Genomic DNA, 16367 nt, shown 5'->3' with positions numbered 1-16367 from the left:
CCTAGTCCGGTACGAAATCTCCCCCCCGGAAGATCCGCACCGGTTTGCCGCGCTCGACTTCGTGATGCATCTGCCGGCGCTGCGCGCGCAGGCCCGCATCCTGCGCTTCCGCATGCTCTGCCAGACGGTGCGCGATCCACGCGATGGCCAGCCGCTTGTTGGCATGCTGGCTGCGCTCGGTCTGCACGCGAACGCTGATGCCGGTGGCGAGATGCGTCGCCCGGATCGCCGATGCCGTCTTGTTGACATGCTGGCCGCCCGGTCCCGATGCGCGCATGGCCTCGAAACGGATGGCGCTCTCCAGTACCGGCGCCGGCGCCGCACAGCGTGCCACACCAATGAACCAGTTCTTGCGCGGATGCCTTGGCCGGCAGGGGCTGGCACATATCCACTGGATCGTGCCGGTCCAGCGGCCGGCCAGGGGTTCTGCCTGGTCGCCGTCCAGGCTCAGCAGGGCGGAGCGCAGTGTGCCGCGCGACGCGCCATCCACCTGCTCGAGCACGCAGGCATCGACGCCGCACTGGCCCGCCTCATGGAGCAGCCGATGCAGGGCCCTGGCTGCGGCGATCCCGCATTCCTCGGGGCCGTGCGTGGCGGAGATCTGCAACAGGATCATTCGCAGCACCCCCCGCGCGTCTTGTACGTCAGCACTGGCCGCAGCCGCGCCAGGATCTTCAGCAGCCCGGCATCGTGCAGCGCGCCGACAACGCTATCGATCGGCTTGTACGCTTCCGGAGCTTCCTCATACATCAGGTCGCGATGCTCGCAGACCACATGGCTGTTCAGCTTCGTCCGGCGCAGTTGCTCGACGCTGAACCGCCTGACCAGCCGGTCCTTGCATTCGCTGCGCATCCACTTGCGTCCGGCGCCATGCGCGAGCGACAGCAGGCTGCGCGTGTCGGCGATGGGTTCGACGAGGTAGCTGTAGTCGCCGCGAGAACCCGGAATGACCACCGGGCCGGCGTCGGCGGGGGTGGCACCCTTGCGATGGAGCCAGCCCGATACGCCGTCGATCACGGCCGGCGACACGAAGTTGTGATGGACGTCCAGCACGCGCCGGCCTTCGCCGCCGCAGAGCCGGTCGAGCATCCGCAGCGCGATCAGTTCGCGATTGGCGTGCGCAAAGGAGAGTGCCTGCCGATGGCGGGCGAGGTAGGCGGCGCAGGCCGCGTCGTCATCGGCCAGCCCCTGGTGGCCAAACTGGTCGACGTGGTCGCGCAGAATGGCCTGGCCAAGTCCGCGCGATCCGCTATGCACGAGCAGCAGGAGCTGTCGCGCGACGATGCCCAGCCTGTCGATGGCCACGGCGTCGTGGATTTTGTCGACCTGTTGCAGCTCGGCGAAGTGATTGCCGCCACCGATCGTGCCCAGTGCGTCGGCATGCCCGATGCCCGGAGGTGCCAGCCGGGCGATTTCCTCGGCCCAGGCATCGCCCAGCGGGACGTCGAGGTTGCCAAGCCGCTTGTCGAGCCGGTCGATGCCGACACGTCCGGCGACGAGCCCGGTCTGCCACAGCGCCATGCCGCAGCCGATGTCGTTGCCGACGAGTGCGGGGTAGAGTCGGTTGACCGAGAAGAACGCGGCGCCGACAGGGTAGCCGCGGCCGGGATGCAGGTCGGGCATCGCCACGACCTGTCGCATGCCTTGAAGTGCCGCGGTAGTGTGAAGTTGGTGGATCGCGTTACCTTCGATCCAGGTGTCGTCCGAAGCGATCAGCGAGATCGCCTCCGACAATTGCACGAAGCAGTTGCCCATTTGCCATATCCAGATAGGGAAAAAGAAACATCCGAATGGGGCAGGCCGGAGCCAGGGCAACGCATGTGTGGGTTCCCGCGCGAGGTGCGGAAACGGGGAATGCGGTCAGCCCAGACGCGGCCTGCAAGGAACCGATTGCTGCTTCATGGCGATCTCCTTTGCAGTGGTGGGGAAGAGGGTTGTGATCCTACGGCGGTCTGCGGGGCGGTGGCAAGGGTGGGCACTATCGCTGTGGCATGGCTGCGACAGCGATCTCGCGGGCCTTACTGTTCCGCGCCGCTTTCGTCGACGAGCCAGTTCCGGAACATGCGCGCCGCGGCCGGCTCTGCACGGTCGCTCGGCCAGACAGCGTAATAGCCGCCACCGAGCGAAGCGCTGGCATCGCACGCCCGCACGAGCACGCCGGTTTCGATGCAACGGTCGATCATGTGGCGCCATCCCAAAACGATGCCCTGGCCCTCGATGGCCATCTGCACGAGCACGGGATAGGCGTTGATCACGAGTTCATGCGCGATGCGGGCGTCGCGCAGGCCGTTGCGCGCGAACCAGGTCGGCCAGGACATCCATTGCCGCTGCGCGTCTTCCAGCACCAGCAGCGTTTCGCGCGGCAGGTCCGCCACGCTCAGGTGCCTGCCGCGCAGGTAGTCCGGTGCGCACACCGGGAACACCTCTTCCTCGTAGAGCCGGCGTGCCGCCAGCCCGCTCGGGGCGCCTTCGCGCAGGTAGTACAGGCCGATGTCGAAGTCGGTTCCCGCCAGCGAGGCGAGGCTGTCGTTGACGATCATGCGCACGTGGAAATCGGGGTGGCGCGCGCGGAAGGTGGCCAGCCGTGGCGCCAGCCACAGCACGGCGACGCCTGAGGAGCAGGCCACTGTCAGCTCGACCTGGCCCTTGCGCTTCATCACATCTTCCGTCGCTTCGGCGCAGCCCACCAGCAGGCGCTGCACCTGCTCGGCATATTCCTGGCCGCTGACGGTCAACCGCAGCGCACGTGGCTCGCGGATAAAGAGCTTCTTGCCGAGAAAGCGCTCAAGCTGGGCCACCTGCCGGCTGATGGCGCTCTGTGTGAGATGGAGTTCGGACGCGGCACGGGTAAAGCTGCCGTGCCGCATCGCCGATTCGAAGGCGACCAGGCATGGCAGCGGCGGGAGCGGGGAGATGCGCATGACGGGCGTGACCGATGGCGGGGGAAGCCACCATGATAAGTCGGACGCCCGCGCCGCGGCACGTCTGGCGTGCCACGGCGTCTCCATGCGTCAGCGTGGTGCGCGATGGACCTTGCCAGCCTGCATGATGAGGCCGATGCGGGCATCCGGGCCCGCCAGCACGCCGATATCGGTCAGGGGGTCGCCATCGACCGCGATCAGGTCCGCCAGCGCGCCGACGCGTACGGTGCCAAGTTCCCCTTCGCGCTGCAGGATCGCGGCGGCAATCGACGTGGCCGAGCGGATGGCCTCCAGATTGCCGAGGTATTCGGCGCGGATGCGGAATTCCTCGGACTGGTACTGATGCATCTCGCCCAGCAGGTCGGAGCCGAAACCCATCGGCACGCCGGCCTCGGCGTAGATCGCCAGCGAATCGCGGCCGGCCTGCCGCACGGTTTCGATCTTGGCGACCGATTCGGCCGGCAGGCCCAGCCGCGCGCCGTCGCGCGCCAGGGCATCGTAGGTGATCAGCGTCGGCACGACGAACGCGCCGTGATCGCGCATCACGCGGGCCGCGGCTGCATCGACGAGGTTGCCATGCTCGATGGTGCGCACGCCGCAGCGCACCGCCCGCGTGATGGCGCGGCCCGTGTAGGCATGGGCCATCACATAGGTCTGGGCGGCTTCGGCTTCGGCCACGATCGCGCGGATTTCGTCCTCGCTGTACTGCGTATTGCCGATCGGGTCAGTTGGCGACGCAACGCCGCCCGACGCCATGATCTTGATCTGCGTGGCGCCTTTCTGGATTTCCTCGCGTACGGCCAGCCGCACGGCGTCCACGCCATCGGCGATGCGCGCGATGGCTCCCGCGCGGAAGGCGCAGGAGCAGGGCTCCAGCGTGTCCGCGCGCGGGCGGAAGTCGCCGTGTCCGCCGGTTTGCGACAGCGCCTTGCCCGAGGGGAAGATGCGCGGGCCGGGAATCAGGCCGGTGGCCACGGCCTGCGAGAGGCCCCAGTCGGCGCCGCCTGCATCGCGCACGGTGGTGAAGCCGCGCTCCAGCATGCCTTTCATGATCGGCATGGCGCGGAAGGCCACCAGCACATTCGGCTGAATCGCGTTCACGCCCAGGTTGGCCAGCGCCGCCAGCACGTGAACGTGGCAGTCGATCAGGCCCGGCATGACGGTCTTGCCACTGACGTCGATGACGGTGGCCAGCGGCGCGTGCAGCGGCGCGGCGGAGACGTCGGCGATGCGGTCGCCGTCGATCAGCACATCGTGGCGCGGCAGCGCGGTGCCGCGGGCGGGGTCGAGGACGTTGCCGCCCTTGAGCAGGATCTGGGTCATGGCTTAGCGCTTCTGAAGATAGGCCGGTTCGCGCACCAGGCGCGTGCCGGCAAAACTGATGGCGGCGGCGATCATCACGTAGAACGCCGGGGCCATCGTGCTGCCGGTGGTGGCGATCAGCCACGTGATGAAGAAGGAGGCAAAGCCGCCGAAGATGGTCACCGCCAGGTTGTAGGCGACGGAGAGTCCCGTCGACAGCACCTTGGCCGGGAACAGCTCGGAGAAGGCCGCCAGGATCGGGCCGGTGTAGGTGGCGATCAGCACACCAAAGACGATCTGGAACACCAGCAGCGACGCCAGCCCGGGCGCCTGGTTGATGTAGACGAACATCGGGTACGCCAGCACGAAGATCAGCGCGGCGGCGCCGGACAGCAGGCCGCGCCGGCCGATGCGGTCCGCCAGCAGGCCAACGAGCGGGGCGAAGATCATGATGGCCAGGCCACCGGCCATGCCGGCGATGAAGCCGGTCGATTGCGGCACCTTGAGCACCTTGACGGCGTAGGTCGGCATGTAGAACAGCAGCACGTAGGTGCACACGGTCCACAGGATCACCATCGAAAAGCTGGCCGCGGTCTGGCGCGGATAGTCGCGCAGCACCTCGGTCAGCGGCGAATCGGTCTTGTCCGTGGCCGCGCGGAAGGTGGGCGTCTCGTCGAGGTGGTGGCGGATGTAGTAGCCCACGGGGCCGATCACCATGCCGAGCAGGAACGGCAGGCGCCAGCCCCAGCTGTTGAGCGCCTCGGGGCTCAGCGAGGCCGTGACGAAGGTGCCGACGGCGGCGCCCAGCAACACCGCCACGCCGATGCTGGCCTGGATCCAGCTGGAGTAGTAGGCGCGCTGGTGCTCTGGCGCGTACTCGGTCAGGAAGGCGGTGGCGCCGCCCATCTCGCCGCCGGCGGAAAAGCCCTGCATCAGCCGGGCAACGACGATCAGCAACGGCGCGAACACGCCGATCTGGTCATAGGTGGGGGCGATGCCGATCAGCGTGGTGCCCAGCGCCATCAGCAGGATGGTGAGCGACAACGCCGCCTTGCGGCCGACGCGGTCGGCATAGACGCCAAGGATGATGCCGCCCACGGGCCGCATGAAGAAGCCGACGCCAAACGTGGCGACGGCCAGCAGCAGCGACGACAGGTCATTGCCTGTCGGAAAGAACAGCCTGGCGATGATCACGGCGAAGAAGCTGTACACCGTGAAATCGAACCATTCGAGGCCGTTGCCGATGACCGTGGCGATAATGGCACGGCGGCGTTGGCTGGCGCCGATATGAGGCGGGGCGGCAACGTAGGTGGGGGCGCTGGCTTGCATGTCTCTCTCCCGTTCTGGCAGGTGAGGCCGATGTTAGGGGCGCCACGATGACGCGGGAAACGAAATCTGCGCATGCGGCCATGACGCCAGCGCATGCATGCCGGCTGCCGCGGGGCGCCGCGTGCGATCGGTCTACAATGCCGGAGTTCCCCGGTGCCGGGTCTGTTGCGGACCTGCCGGGGCCTGCAAAAAGAAGAAGCATAAGAAGCGCTCCCAGCTCACGCGTTCATGCATGTCGATTCGGTCGTACTCATCATTGCGCTCGGCGCCGTCGTCGCCGGTTTTGTCCAGGGTCTTTCCGGTTTTGCCTTCGGCATGGTCGCCATGTCGTTCTGGGCCTGGGGCGTGGAGCCCCGGATGGCCTCGGCGATGTCCGTCTTCGGCGCGCTGACCGGCCAGTTGCTCGCGGCGTTCACGGTCCGGCGCAAATTCCACCTGGCCACCGTATTGCCCTTCCTGCTGGGCGGTATCGTCGGCATTCCCATTGGCGTCACCATCCTGCCGATGCTCGACGTCCACCTGTTCAAGCTCTGCCTCGGCATCATCCTCGTGATCTGGTGCCCGATCATGCTGTTCTCGGGCAAGCTGCCGCCGATCCGGCACGGCGGACGCGTGGCCGACGCCATCGTGGGCGGGATTGGCGGGATCATGGGCGGGATCGGCGGATTCACTGGCATCGCCCCCACGCTGTGGTGCACGCTGCGCGGCTTCGACAAGGACACGCAGCGCGTGGTGATCCAGAACTTCAACCTCGGCGCGCTGCTGGTGACGATGGGGGTCTACATCGGCACCGGCATCATCACGAAGGACATGCTGCCGATGTTCGCGATCGTCGCGCCGGCGATGCTGATTCCCACGCTGCTGGGCACGCGCGTCTATATCGGCATCAGCGATGTCGCCTTCCGGCGCATCGTGCTGACGCTGCTCACGTGCTCCGGCGCGGCGATGCTCATCGCCTCCGTGCCGAAGCTGCTCTAAGAGGTCGCCTCAAAATGATTCTGGCGTCGTTGCCGGGGTTGCCATTTCGCTTGCCGTACCACTTGTATGGAGTCTGCGGCCGCGCCCTTGCAGGGCGCGTATGCGCCGGTAGGCGCATACCGCTTCGCAGGCGGATCGCATGCGATCCGAAATCCCTGCTGCGCCCTAGCCAGAACCGCTTCGCTTCATTTTGAGACAACCTCTAAACCTGGGCTGGGTCCGGCGCGGCGTTGATCGCGCCCAGGGCGCCGGCCACGCCGTGCGACCGTAGCCGTTCGAGCTGTTCCGCGACGGCCTGGATGAAGACGTCCGACTCGCCCAACGCGCCAAACACCGGCTGGAATGCGGCGATCGCGCGCACGCGGACGCGTTCTCGCTCGGTCGCATCGAACCGGTTTTCCGCCTGCGATTCGGCTTCGGCCATCACACCCGCCAGTGCCCCGGCCAGTGGGTCCTCGATCCGGTAGGCGGCGCCGGCCTCGTCATAGCCGCGCAGGAAATACAGCCACGCGGCCACGCCCAGCGCCAGCCGGGGGAATGGCTGGCCGGCGGCGATGCGGTCACGGATCGGCGCCAGCAGCCGTTGCGGGATCTTCTGCGACCCATCCATGGCGATCTGCCGCGTCTGGTGGCCGAGCGCGGGATTGGTGAAACGCGGCAGCAGGCTGTCGCGGTAGGCGTCGATGTCGAGCCCCGGCAGCGGCGGCAGCGTGGGCTGCACCTCGCGCGCCATCGTGGTGGCGATGAACGTGCGTACCGCCGGCTGGGCGATCACGCGATCGGTGGTCGGCCAGCCAGCCATGACACCCGTGTACGCCATCATCGACTGGCTGCCGTTGACCAATCGGTGCTTGAGCACCTCGAATGGCCGGGCCTCGTCGACGAACTGCGCGCCGCCGGCTTCCCAGCGCGGCCGGCCCGCAGCGAAGCGGTCTTCGATCACCCACTGGAAGAAGGGCTCGCCGACGACCGGCCACGCGTCTTGCTGCCCGAGTGCCGTGGCGACCCGCGCCACATCGTCCGGCGTGGTCTTCGGCACGATACGGTCGACCATCGAATTCGGAAACGTGCAGCGGGTGGCCACCCAGTCTTGCAACGCCGGATCGATTTCCGCGCAAAAGGCCAGCAGCACCTTGCGCAGCGTGTCGCCGTTGCTGGCCAGGTTGTCGCAGGACAGCAGCGTCAGCGGTCCGAGCCCGCGCGCCATGCGGCGTTGCAGGCCGCGCGCCAGGTAGCCGATGGCGGTGACTGGCCCGTCAGGATGCGCGAGGTCGCTCACGATCCCCGGATCGTCGCGGTTCAGGGCGCCGGTCGCCGGATCGTGGCAGTAGCCCTTCTCGGTCACGGTCAGGCTGACGATCCGTGTGTCCGGATGGGAGACGCGGTCCAGCACGGCGGCCGGGTTGCGCTCGGCCACCAGGATGTCGATCACCGCGCCGATGACCTGCAGCGATTCATGGATCTCGCCGCCATCGCCGGCACTGCGCAGTGACAGCGTATACAGGCCGCCCTGCGGCATCAGCGCGTCGTGGGTATCGGGCCGGCGCAGCGACACGCCGACAATGCCCCAGCCGAGGCCATCCTCGCCACCGGCCTCGATGGCGGCCTCGGTGATCTCGGCCTGATGGCCACGGTGAAAGGCGCCGATGCCCAGGTGGACGATGCCTGCGCGCAGCCGCTCGCGCGCATAGCGGGGCCGGCGGACCTCGGGGGGCAGGGCGTCGAGCTGGTCGGGATGGAGTCGTGGCATGGGCATCCTCCGGTCTACCAGTGCCACAGCGTGCCGTCGTGGGCCAGCCGGTTCACCGGCAGGTAGGCCCGCTGGTAGGGGTACTTCGCCGCCAGCGCTTCGTCGATCTCGACGCCATGGCCGGGCACATCGCCCGGGTACAGCATGCCGTCCTGGAACGTGTAGGCGTGCGGAAAGACCGCGTCGGTGTCGTCGGTGTGGCGCATGTATTCCTGGATGCCGAAGTTCGGCACCCAGAGGTCGAAATGCAATGCCGCGCCCATGCAGACCGGCGACAAGTCCGTGGCGCCATGGCAGCCGGTGCGCACCTGATGCATGGCCGCGAAGTCCGCGATGCGGCGCAGGTGCGTGATGCCGCCGGCGTGGACCACGGTGGCGCGGATATAGTCGATGAGCTGCTCCTCGATCAGCGTCTTGCAGTCCCAGATGCTGTTGAAGATCTCGCCCACGGCCAGCGGCGTCACCGTGTGCTGGCGGATCAGGCGGAAGGCGCGCTGGTCCTCCGCCGGCGTGGCGTCCTCCATCCAGAACAGGCGATACGGCTCCAGCGACTTGCCGAGGCGCCCGGCCTCGATCGGCGTGAGCCGGTGGTGGACGTCGTGCAGCAGGTGGATGTCCGGCCCGACGGCATCGCGCACGGCTTCGAATAGCCGGGGCGTGTGGTCGAGGTAGCGCTCGGTGCTCCAGTCGTGTTCGGACGGCAGGTTGGCGTCGGCCGGTTCATAGAACAGGCGATCCCTGGACACGCCGTAGACCTTGTTGAGCCCCGGCACGCCGGACTGGGCGCGGATGGCCTTGTAGCCCATTTCCTTGTAGCGCAGCACTTCATCCACGGTGGCGGCGATGTCGCTGCCGTTGGCGTGGCCGTACACCATCACGCCGGTGCGGCTCTTGCCGCCGAGCAACTGGTAGAGCGGCAGGCCGGCGGCCTTGGCCTTGATATCCCAGAGCGCGGTGTCCACCGCGGCGATGGCGCTCATCGTCACCGGGCCGCGCCGCCAGTAGGCGCCCCGGTACAGGTATTGCCAGATATCCTCGATCTGGTGCGCGTCCCGGCCGATCAGGCACGGAATCACGTGGTCTTCCAGATAGCTGGCCACGGCGAGTTCCCGGCCATTGAGCGTGGCGTCGCCGATGCCGGACAGGCCCTCGTCGGTCTCGATCTTCAGCGTGACGAAGTTGCGCCCCGGGCTGCAGACGATAACGCGCGCCTTGGTGATCTTCATGCCAGGTCTCCCATCGATATGAGAATGGTCTGATTGACGGCCAGTGATTCGGTGGCCCGTTGTTTCGTGGAATCGATAGTCCGGTAGTCCGACGACTCAGGCTTCGGCACTACATCACCGCGCCGAGCGACCACGGCACGAATTCATTCTGTCCGTAGCCATGCAGTTCGCTGCGCGTCTTGCGCCCCGAGGCGGTCTCCAGCATGAGCCGGAAGATCGCCTCGCCTTTGCCGGCGATGCTGGTGGCGCCGTCGAGGATGTCGCCGCAGTTGATGTCGATGTCCTCCGCCTGCCGCTGCCAGAGCGCGTTGTTGGTGGACAGCTTGAGCGAGGGCGAGGGCGCGCAGCCGTAGGCCGATCCGCGCCCGGTGGTGAAGCAGATCAGGTTGGCGCCGCCCGCAACCTGGCCCGTGGCGGAGACGGGGTCGTAGCCCGGGGTGTCCATGAACACCAGGCCCTTGGCGCGCACCGGCTCGGCAAATTCATAGACATCGACGAGGTTGGTCGTGCCGCTCTTGGCCACCGCGCCCAGCGACTTCTCCAGGATCGTGGTCAGCCCGCCCGCCTTGTTGCCGGCCGACGGGTTGTTGTCCATGCTGCCGGCATTGCGCGCGGTGTAATCCTCCCACCAGCGGATGCGCGCGATCAGGCGCTCCGCCACGGCCGGCGACGCGGCGCGGCGTGTCAGCAGGTGTTCGGCGCCATAGATTTCCGGCGTTTCCGACAGGATCGCCGTGCCGCCGTGCCGCACCAGCAGGTCCACGGCCGCGCCGAGCGCCGGATTGGCCGTGATCCCCGAGTAGCCATCGGACCCGCCACATTGCAGGCCGACGATGATGTGGCTGGCCGGCACGGGCTGGCGCGTCACGCGGTTGGCATCGTCGAGCAGCGCCTGCACGATACCCACGCCGCGCGCCACGGTCTTGGCCGTGCCACCGGTGTCCTGGATATTGAAACTGTGGAAACGCGGGCCAGCGGCGAGGTCGGCGAGGCCGGGCTCGGCGAGCAGCGCATCGATCTGATTGGTTTCGCAGCCGAGGCCCACCACCAGCACCGCCGCGAAATTCGGATGCTTCGCATAGCCGGCCAGGGTGCGGCGCAGTACGCGCAGGTTTTCGCCATCGCTGTCCGTGGCGCAGCCGGCGCCATGCGTGAGTGCCACCACGCCATCGACGTTGGGGTAGGGCGCGAGCGCCTCCGGATGGATGTCGCGGCGGAAGTGGTCCGCAATGGCGCGCGCGACCGTCGCCGAGCAATTGACCGAGGTCAGGATGCCGATGTAGTTGCGCGTGGCCACGCGGCCATCGGCACGCACGATGCCGTCGAACGTCACGGCACGGCTGGCGTATTCGGTGGCGTGGATGTCCGCGCCGGCCGCGTAGTCGCGGGCAAAGTCGCCCATCGCCAGGTTGTGCGTATGGACGTGCTGGCCCGGCGCGATGTCCTGCCGCGCAAAGCCGATGATCTGGTTATAGCGCCGCACCGGCGCGCCGGCCCGGATGGCGCGGACGGCCACCTTGTGGCCGGGCGGCACCAGCCCCGTCACGGTCACGCCTTCCTCCGGCAGCACGGTGCCGGACAACAGCTGGCGGCAGGCGATGACGATGTCGTCGGCGGGATGGATGCGGATGACGGCCGGGGCGGCAGGGGCGCCCGGCGTGGCCGGGGTGGCCTGGGTGGCCTGCGCTGGATCGGGCCTGAGCGGGGTGGCGGCTGGCATGGGGAACCCTCGATGGCCGTTCAGTTCGACCAGCCGCCGTCGATGACTTGCGCCGTGCCGGTGGTGAACGCGGATTCGTCGGAGGCGAGGTAGACGGCCAGCGCGGCGATCTCCGCCGCGGTGCCGATGCGGCCCATTGGCTGGCGCGCGACAAAGTCCGCTTCCACCTGCGCCAGCGTGCGTCCGCTGGTCCTGGCCTGGTCGGCGATGCGCTGACGCAGCGACGGGGATTCCACGGTGCCGGGGCAGATCGCATTGCAGCGAATGCCCTGGCCGATGTAGTCGGCGGCCACGGCCTTGGTCATGCCGATGACGGCCGCCTTGGTCGCGCCATAGACAAAGCGGTTCGGCGCGCCCTTGATGCTGCCCGCCACGGATGCCATGTTGATGATCGATCCGCGCCGCGCGGCCAGCATGGCCGGCAGGAAGGCTCGCATCATGCGATACATCGCTCGCACGTTCAGGTTCACCGAGAAATCGAACGCCGCCTCGTCGCAATCGAGAATCGTCCCATGGTGGACGAAGCCCGCGCCGTTGAACAGCACGTCGAGCCGGCCGATCTCCGCTGCGGCGGCCTGCACGGCGGCGGCATCGGTGACGTCGAGGCGCCGCGCGCTGCAGTTTGGCAAATCAGCCAGTTCTGAAAGTGTCTCCGGGTTGATATCGGCGGCGATCACGCGGGCGCCTTCGCGCAGGAACGCTTCCGCGGCGGCGCGGCCAATGCCCTGGCCGGCTGCGGTCACCAGGGCGATCTTGCCGGCAAGTCGTTGCGTCATGGAGGACTCCTTGTGGATGTTCAGGAAACGACCACGCGGGCGGCCGCGCGGCGTTCGATCTCGGCCCAGTCCCAGTCGATGCCCAGCCCCGGCGTGTCCGGCGGCACGGCATGGCCGTCCTCGATCCGGACGCGGCTGGTGGCGATGGCGTCGAGTTGCGGGATGTATTCGACCCACGCGGCATTGGGCACCGCCGCACAGAGGGAAACATGCAGTTCCATCAGGAAGTGCGGGCAGATGGCCAGGTTGGCGGCCTCGGCCAGATGCGCCACCTTGAGCCACGGCGTGATGCCGCCGATGCGGGCCACATCGGCCTGCACGATGGAGCACGCGCCCTGGCGTACGTAGTCGGCAAACTGGCCGGCCGAGTAGAGCGACTCGCCCACGGCAATCGGCAGGGAGGTGGCGTTGGCCAGCCTGACGTGACCGGACAGGTCGTCCGCGGGCAAGGGCTCCTCGAACCAGCCGAGGCCGAGTTCGGCGTAGTGCGGGGCGCGGCGAATCGCCTCGGCCACCGTGAAGCACTGGTTGGCATCGACCATCAGCGCAAAGCGGTCGCCCACGGCATGACGGACGGCTGACAGGCGCGCAAGGTCGTCGGCCAGATGCGGCTTGCCGACCTTGATTTTGGCGCCCTGGAAGCCTGCCTCCCGGGCGGCGATCGCTTCCTCCACCAGCGCCGCCGGCGACAGATGCAGCCAGCCGCCCTCGGTGGTGTAGACCGGCACGCGCGCCTGGGCGCCACCGGCGGCGAGCCACAGTGGCTGGCCGTCGCGATGGCAGCGCCAGTCCCACAAGGCGGTGTCGATGGCGGCCAGCGCGAGGCTGGTGATCGCACCAACCGAGGTGGCGTGCGTGGCGAACAGCAGGTCGCGCCAGATGGCTTCGATATGTGCCGGGTCGCGGCCGATCAGGCGTGGCGCGAGGTGGTCCCGCAGCAGGGCCATCACGGACGAACCGCCGGTGCCGATCGTATAGCTGTAGCCGGTGCCCTCGGACCCGTCCGCGCAGCGGATTCGCACCATCGGCGTTTCCTGCGTGACGAAGGACTGGATGGCGTCGGAGCGCGGCACCGGTGGCGGCAGATCCACCTGGAACAGTTCGACGGCGCGGATCGTCGTGGTTGCCTTGATCATGGGCCGGCTCACTTGCTGCCCACGAGGTTCGGCAGCCAGAGCGTGATTTCCGGCACGTAGGTGATGGCGATCAGCGTCAGGAACAGCGGTATCAGCCACGGCAGGATGGCCACCGTGGTGCGCTCCACCGACAGCTTGGCCACACGCGCCAGCACGAACAGCACCATGCCCAGCGGCGGATGCAGCAGGCCGATCATCAGGTTCAGGGTCATCACCAGCCCGAAGTGGATCGGGTCGATGCCGAGCTTGAGCACGATTGGCAGCAGGATCGGCACGAGGATGGTGATGGCGGCCGTGGTGTCGATAAAGCAGCCGACGATCAGGATCAGCAGGTTGGCCAGCAGCAGGAATACCCACTTGTTCTGGGTAAAGCCGAGGATGGCATCGGTCAGCATCTGCGCGGCCTGGCTGGTGGTCAGCAGCCACGCGAAGATCGACGCCGCCGTGACGATGAACAGCACGGAGGCTGTGGTCTCGATGGTGTCCAGCGTGGCGCGGACCAGCGCGCGCATCGTCATCGAGCGATAGCGGACCAGCCCCAGGAACAGCGCCCAGATCACGGCGGCCACGGCCGCTTCGGTCGGGGTGAACCAGCCGAGCGTCATGCCGCCGATCAGGATGACCGGGGCCATCAGGGCCATCACCGCCGAGAAGTCGAAATACCAGTCCAGCGCCAGCAGCACCACCAGCGCGCCGAGCGCGGCCATGTTGGTGGAGACGCCCATCTTCGTCGCCAGCCAGATGGCGAGCGGAAAGGCCAGCACCACCAGGATCTCGACGGTCGCCGAGCTCAGCAGCTTCCACGAGAACGCCGTGTCGCCGCCCCAGCCGCGCCGATGCGCGATCCAGGCGACCGTGCCCATCATGAACAGCGTGAGCACCAGCCCGGGGATGATGCCCGCCAGGAACAGCGAGCCGATCGATACATTGGCCATCATCCCGTAGATCACGAAGGGCAGGGACGGCGGAATGATCGGCCCGAGCGTGGCGGACGCCGCGGTCACGCCCACGGCAAACTCGGTCTCGTAGCCGTGGTCCTTCATCGCCTTGATCTCGATGGTGCCCAGGCCGGCCGCATCGGCGATGGCGGTGCCGGACATGCCCGAGAAGATCACCGATCCGATGATGTTGACGTGGCCCAGCCCGCCGCGCATCCAGCCGACCAGCGCCACCGCGAAGTTGTAGATGCGGCCCGTGATGCCGGCCACGTTCATCAGGTTGCCGGCCAGGATGAAGAAGGGCACGGCCAGCAGCGGAAAGCTCTCCACGCCGGCGATCATGCGCTGGGCCAGGATGACGTCAGGCACGGTGCCGCTGGTCCAGATATAGAGCAGGGACGCCAGCGCCATCGACACGGCCACCGGCACGCCGAACAGCATCAACGCCAGAAACGAAACAATGAGAATCGACATCTTGCGGCTCCGGGTTCGGGACGGCGGGGGTCAGTTGTCGAACGATTCGAACGCCTGCGGGCGCTCCAGGATCGAATAGCCGCGTCGCCAGTTCTGCCAGCTCACCTGGACGGACCGCCCGAACATCAGCACGAAGCCGATCAGCGCGAGCCAGTAGACGTGGTTCTTGTTCCACTCGATGGTAGTCATGGGCTCGTCGCCGACGATGCCGATGTAGCGCCACACCAGCCACGCGGCATAGGCGAAGAACGCCGTGCGCACGATGTCGACCAGCGTGGAAAGCACGCGTGCCGGCCGGTGCGGCAGGTAGCGGTAGAGCAGGTCCACCTGGATATGGCGGCACTTGCGCATGCACATCGACGCGCCGATGAAGACCACGCCGATCAGGCAGTACGTGGCCAGCTCCTCCGTCCACGCCAGCGAGTCGTTCATCACGTAGCGCGTGAAGAACTGCAGGAAGACCAGGATCGTCATCACCCAGAACAGGCCGAGGGTGAACCAGTCCTCGGCGGCGACGTCGTCAAGGACCACGGGCTGGGCGTCGGCTTCCTCGAAGCTGTGGACGAGGTCCGCGACGGAGGACATATGCGGTCCGTCCGTCGTCGGGTTCTCGGGGTCGGGCTGCGGCGGCGGGCCGTCGGGGTTGGCAAGGCGGGACTGCATTTCCATGGGTTCGGCTCCGTTTGGCTCCCTTCAGCTCCCTTCAGCACGGTGGCGCGGGGCGCCACCGGCCCGCCATCATTGAACGGCCTGGATCTTTTCCCAGTCGGCCTTGCGATAGCCCTGCGATTCGAAGGTCACGTTCTTGAGCACCGCGTCGCGGTACTCGGGCACGCTGACCTGGGTCACCGTGATGCCCTTCTGCCGGAACACGGCGACCAGTTCCTTCTCGCGCGCCACCACGTCTTCCGTCGCCTTGGCGGCGGCTTCCTGCGCCACCTCGTTGAACATCTTCCGCTCGGGCTCGGACAGCTTCTTCCACAGCGCGCCGGATATCACCGTGTTCAGGTGATCCACGATATGGCCGGTCAGCACGATGTACTTCTGCACCTCGTAGAACTTCTTCGCCTCGATGGTCGTCAGCGGATTTTCCTGCGCTTCCACCGTGCCGTTCTGCAGCGCCAGGTAGACCTCGGCAAAGGCAATCGGCGAGGTGTTCACGCCGCACGCGCGCGGCATGGCCAGGTAGGCGGGCACGTCCGGCACGCGCATCTTCAGGCCCTTCATTTCCGTGCAATGAGAAAACGGCTTGTTCGACGTGGACTGCCGCGTGCCGTAGTACGTGGTGGCGACGATATGGTTGCCGGTCTTGTCCTCGTAGCCGCGCGTCAGTTCCTTGTAGATGTCGCTCCTGGTGTATGCCAGCAAGTGCGTGGCATCACGGAAGGTGTACGGGTAGTACGTCACGCCGATGCGCGGGAACGACTTGGCGGCAAAGCTGGAGCCCGAGATGATGATGTCGACCGTACCCATCGCCAGGCCCTGGTTGATGTCGTTTTCCTTGCCCAGCTGGGAGGCGGGGAAGACATCGATCTGGTACTTGCCGTTGCTGCGTTTCTTGATTTCCTCCGCCGCCCACACGGACCACTTGTGGAACGGCTCGGAAGTCTCGTAGACGTGCGCCCACTTGAGCTTGATCGGGGCCTGCGCCTGGGCGAGGGCGGTGGACGACAGGCTGAAGCCGGCCAACAGCATGGCCGCCCCGAGCACGCACGACGAGAACTGCCGGCGATGACGCATCATTGGTTGTCTCCTGGTTCTGGGTGGAATCCCGCCGGCCTTTTTTAGTAGAGGGAGCCGGTCGGGGCGAGGCCGGG

The 16367-nt window shown here is 67.3% G+C and carries 14 protein-coding genes; 1 reads left to right on the top strand and 13 read right to left on the bottom strand.

The window, feature by feature from the left end:
- Position 1: 1 nt before the first annotated feature.
- The 5 genes from prfH to BLR29_RS01350 form a co-directional block, all read right to left on the bottom strand.
- Positions 2-616, bottom strand: coding sequence for a peptide chain release factor H (prfH, locus tag BLR29_RS01370; protein WP_092134027.1), 615 nt, complete (start codon positions 614-616; stop codon positions 2-4).
- Positions 613-1755, bottom strand: a complete 1143-nt coding sequence (locus tag BLR29_RS01365) for an RNA ligase RtcB family protein (RefSeq protein WP_092134025.1) — start codon at positions 1753-1755, stop codon at positions 613-615. Before BLR29_RS01365 ends, prfH begins: the two co-directional genes overlap by 4 nt.
- Positions 1756-2018: 263 nt before the next feature.
- Positions 2019-2921 (bottom strand): LysR substrate-binding domain-containing protein, encoded by a 903-nt coding sequence (locus tag BLR29_RS01360; RefSeq protein ID WP_092134023.1) that lies wholly within the window; start codon positions 2919-2921, stop codon positions 2019-2021.
- A gap of 90 nt (positions 2922-3011) precedes the next feature.
- Positions 3012-4244: a metal-dependent hydrolase family protein gene (locus BLR29_RS01355; protein ID WP_092134021.1), complete on the bottom strand. Its 1233-nt coding sequence runs from the start codon at positions 4242-4244 to the stop codon at positions 3012-3014.
- Positions 4245-4247: 3 nt separating this feature from the next.
- Positions 4248-5552 (bottom strand): MFS transporter, encoded by a 1305-nt coding sequence (locus BLR29_RS01350; RefSeq protein WP_092134019.1) that lies wholly within the window; start codon positions 5550-5552, stop codon positions 4248-4250.
- Between the two features lie 228 nt (positions 5553-5780).
- Here BLR29_RS01350 and BLR29_RS01345 point away from each other — a divergent pair, with 228 nt between their 5' ends.
- Positions 5781-6530 carry a sulfite exporter TauE/SafE family protein gene (locus BLR29_RS01345; protein WP_092134017.1) on the top strand — a complete coding sequence of 250 codons (750 nt, stop codon included), beginning with the start codon at positions 5781-5783 and terminating at the stop codon, positions 6528-6530.
- Positions 6531-6732: 202 nt separating this feature from the next.
- Here BLR29_RS01345 and BLR29_RS01340 read toward each other — a convergent pair whose 3' ends face one another.
- From BLR29_RS01340 to BLR29_RS01305, 8 genes are all read right to left on the bottom strand, one after another.
- A complete protein-coding gene (locus tag BLR29_RS01340) occupies positions 6733-8280 on the bottom strand; it encodes a mannitol dehydrogenase family protein (RefSeq protein ID WP_255371061.1) in 1548 nt (515 codons plus the stop codon).
- Between the two features lie 14 nt (positions 8281-8294).
- On the bottom strand, positions 8295-9506 hold the full coding sequence (manD, locus tag BLR29_RS01335) for a D-mannonate dehydratase ManD (protein WP_092134014.1): 1212 nt from the start codon (positions 9504-9506) through the stop codon (positions 8295-8297).
- Positions 9507-9615: 109 nt separating this feature from the next.
- Positions 9616-11226: a UxaA family hydrolase gene (locus BLR29_RS01330; RefSeq protein WP_092134012.1), complete on the bottom strand. Its 1611-nt coding sequence runs from the start codon at positions 11224-11226 to the stop codon at positions 9616-9618.
- Between the two features lie 20 nt (positions 11227-11246).
- Positions 11247-12002: an SDR family oxidoreductase gene (locus BLR29_RS01325; protein ID WP_092134010.1), complete on the bottom strand. Its 756-nt coding sequence runs from the start codon at positions 12000-12002 to the stop codon at positions 11247-11249.
- 20 nt (positions 12003-12022) lie between these two features.
- Positions 12023-13138, bottom strand: coding sequence for a mandelate racemase/muconate lactonizing enzyme family protein (locus BLR29_RS01320; RefSeq protein ID WP_092134008.1), 1116 nt, complete (start codon positions 13136-13138; stop codon positions 12023-12025).
- 8 nt (positions 13139-13146) lie between these two features.
- On the bottom strand, positions 13147-14550 hold the full coding sequence (locus BLR29_RS01315; RefSeq protein WP_092134006.1) for a TRAP transporter large permease: 1404 nt from the start codon (positions 14548-14550) through the stop codon (positions 13147-13149).
- 30 nt (positions 14551-14580) lie between these two features.
- Complete coding sequence (locus tag BLR29_RS01310) at positions 14581-15219, bottom strand: TRAP transporter small permease (protein WP_369804542.1); 639 nt, start codon at positions 15217-15219, stop codon at positions 14581-14583.
- Between the two features lie 69 nt (positions 15220-15288).
- Positions 15289-16293: a sialic acid TRAP transporter substrate-binding protein SiaP gene (locus BLR29_RS01305; protein WP_218132678.1), complete on the bottom strand. Its 1005-nt coding sequence runs from the start codon at positions 16291-16293 to the stop codon at positions 15289-15291.
- Positions 16294-16367 lie beyond the last annotated feature (74 nt).

This window comes from Cupriavidus sp. YR651, assembly GCF_900101625.1.
Lineage (GTDB): Bacteria > Pseudomonadota > Gammaproteobacteria > Burkholderiales > Burkholderiaceae > Cupriavidus.
This window is presented reverse-complemented; position numbering and strand designations above follow the sequence as displayed.

What these genes read in the sequence shown, in the direction of transcription:
- prfH (WP_092134027.1), bottom strand. Translation starts at nt 616, where the DNA reads ATGATCCTGTTGCAGATCTCCGCCACGCACGGCCCCGAGGAATGCGGG.
- BLR29_RS01340 (WP_255371061.1), bottom strand. Translation starts at nt 8,280, where the DNA reads ATGCCACGACTCCATCCCGACCAGCTCGACGCCCTGCCCCCCGAGGTC.
- BLR29_RS01350 (WP_092134019.1), bottom strand. Translation starts at nt 5,552, where the DNA reads ATGCAAGCCAGCGCCCCCACCTACGTTGCCGCCCCGCCTCATATCGGC.
- BLR29_RS01325 (WP_092134010.1), bottom strand. Translation starts at nt 12,002, where the DNA reads ATGACGCAACGACTTGCCGGCAAGATCGCCCTGGTGACCGCAGCCGGC.
- manD (WP_092134014.1), bottom strand. Translation starts at nt 9,506, where the DNA reads ATGAAGATCACCAAGGCGCGCGTTATCGTCTGCAGCCCGGGGCGCAAC.
- BLR29_RS01315 (WP_092134006.1), bottom strand. Translation starts at nt 14,550, where the DNA reads ATGTCGATTCTCATTGTTTCGTTTCTGGCGTTGATGCTGTTCGGCGTG.
- BLR29_RS01320 (WP_092134008.1), bottom strand. Translation starts at nt 13,138, where the DNA reads ATGATCAAGGCAACCACGACGATCCGCGCCGTCGAACTGTTCCAGGTG.
- BLR29_RS01330 (WP_092134012.1), bottom strand. Translation starts at nt 11,226, where the DNA reads ATGCCAGCCGCCACCCCGCTCAGGCCCGATCCAGCGCAGGCCACCCAG.
- BLR29_RS01345 (WP_092134017.1), top strand. Translation starts at nt 5,781, where the DNA reads ATGCATGTCGATTCGGTCGTACTCATCATTGCGCTCGGCGCCGTCGTC.
- BLR29_RS01310 (WP_369804542.1), bottom strand. Translation starts at nt 15,219, where the DNA reads ATGGAAATGCAGTCCCGCCTTGCCAACCCCGACGGCCCGCCGCCGCAG.
- BLR29_RS01365 (WP_092134025.1), bottom strand. Translation starts at nt 1,755, where the DNA reads ATGGGCAACTGCTTCGTGCAATTGTCGGAGGCGATCTCGCTGATCGCT.
- BLR29_RS01360 (WP_092134023.1), bottom strand. Translation starts at nt 2,921, where the DNA reads ATGCGCATCTCCCCGCTCCCGCCGCTGCCATGCCTGGTCGCCTTCGAA.
- BLR29_RS01355 (WP_092134021.1), bottom strand. Translation starts at nt 4,244, where the DNA reads ATGACCCAGATCCTGCTCAAGGGCGGCAACGTCCTCGACCCCGCCCGC.
- BLR29_RS01305 (WP_218132678.1), bottom strand. Translation starts at nt 16,293, where the DNA reads ATGATGCGTCATCGCCGGCAGTTCTCGTCGTGCGTGCTCGGGGCGGCC.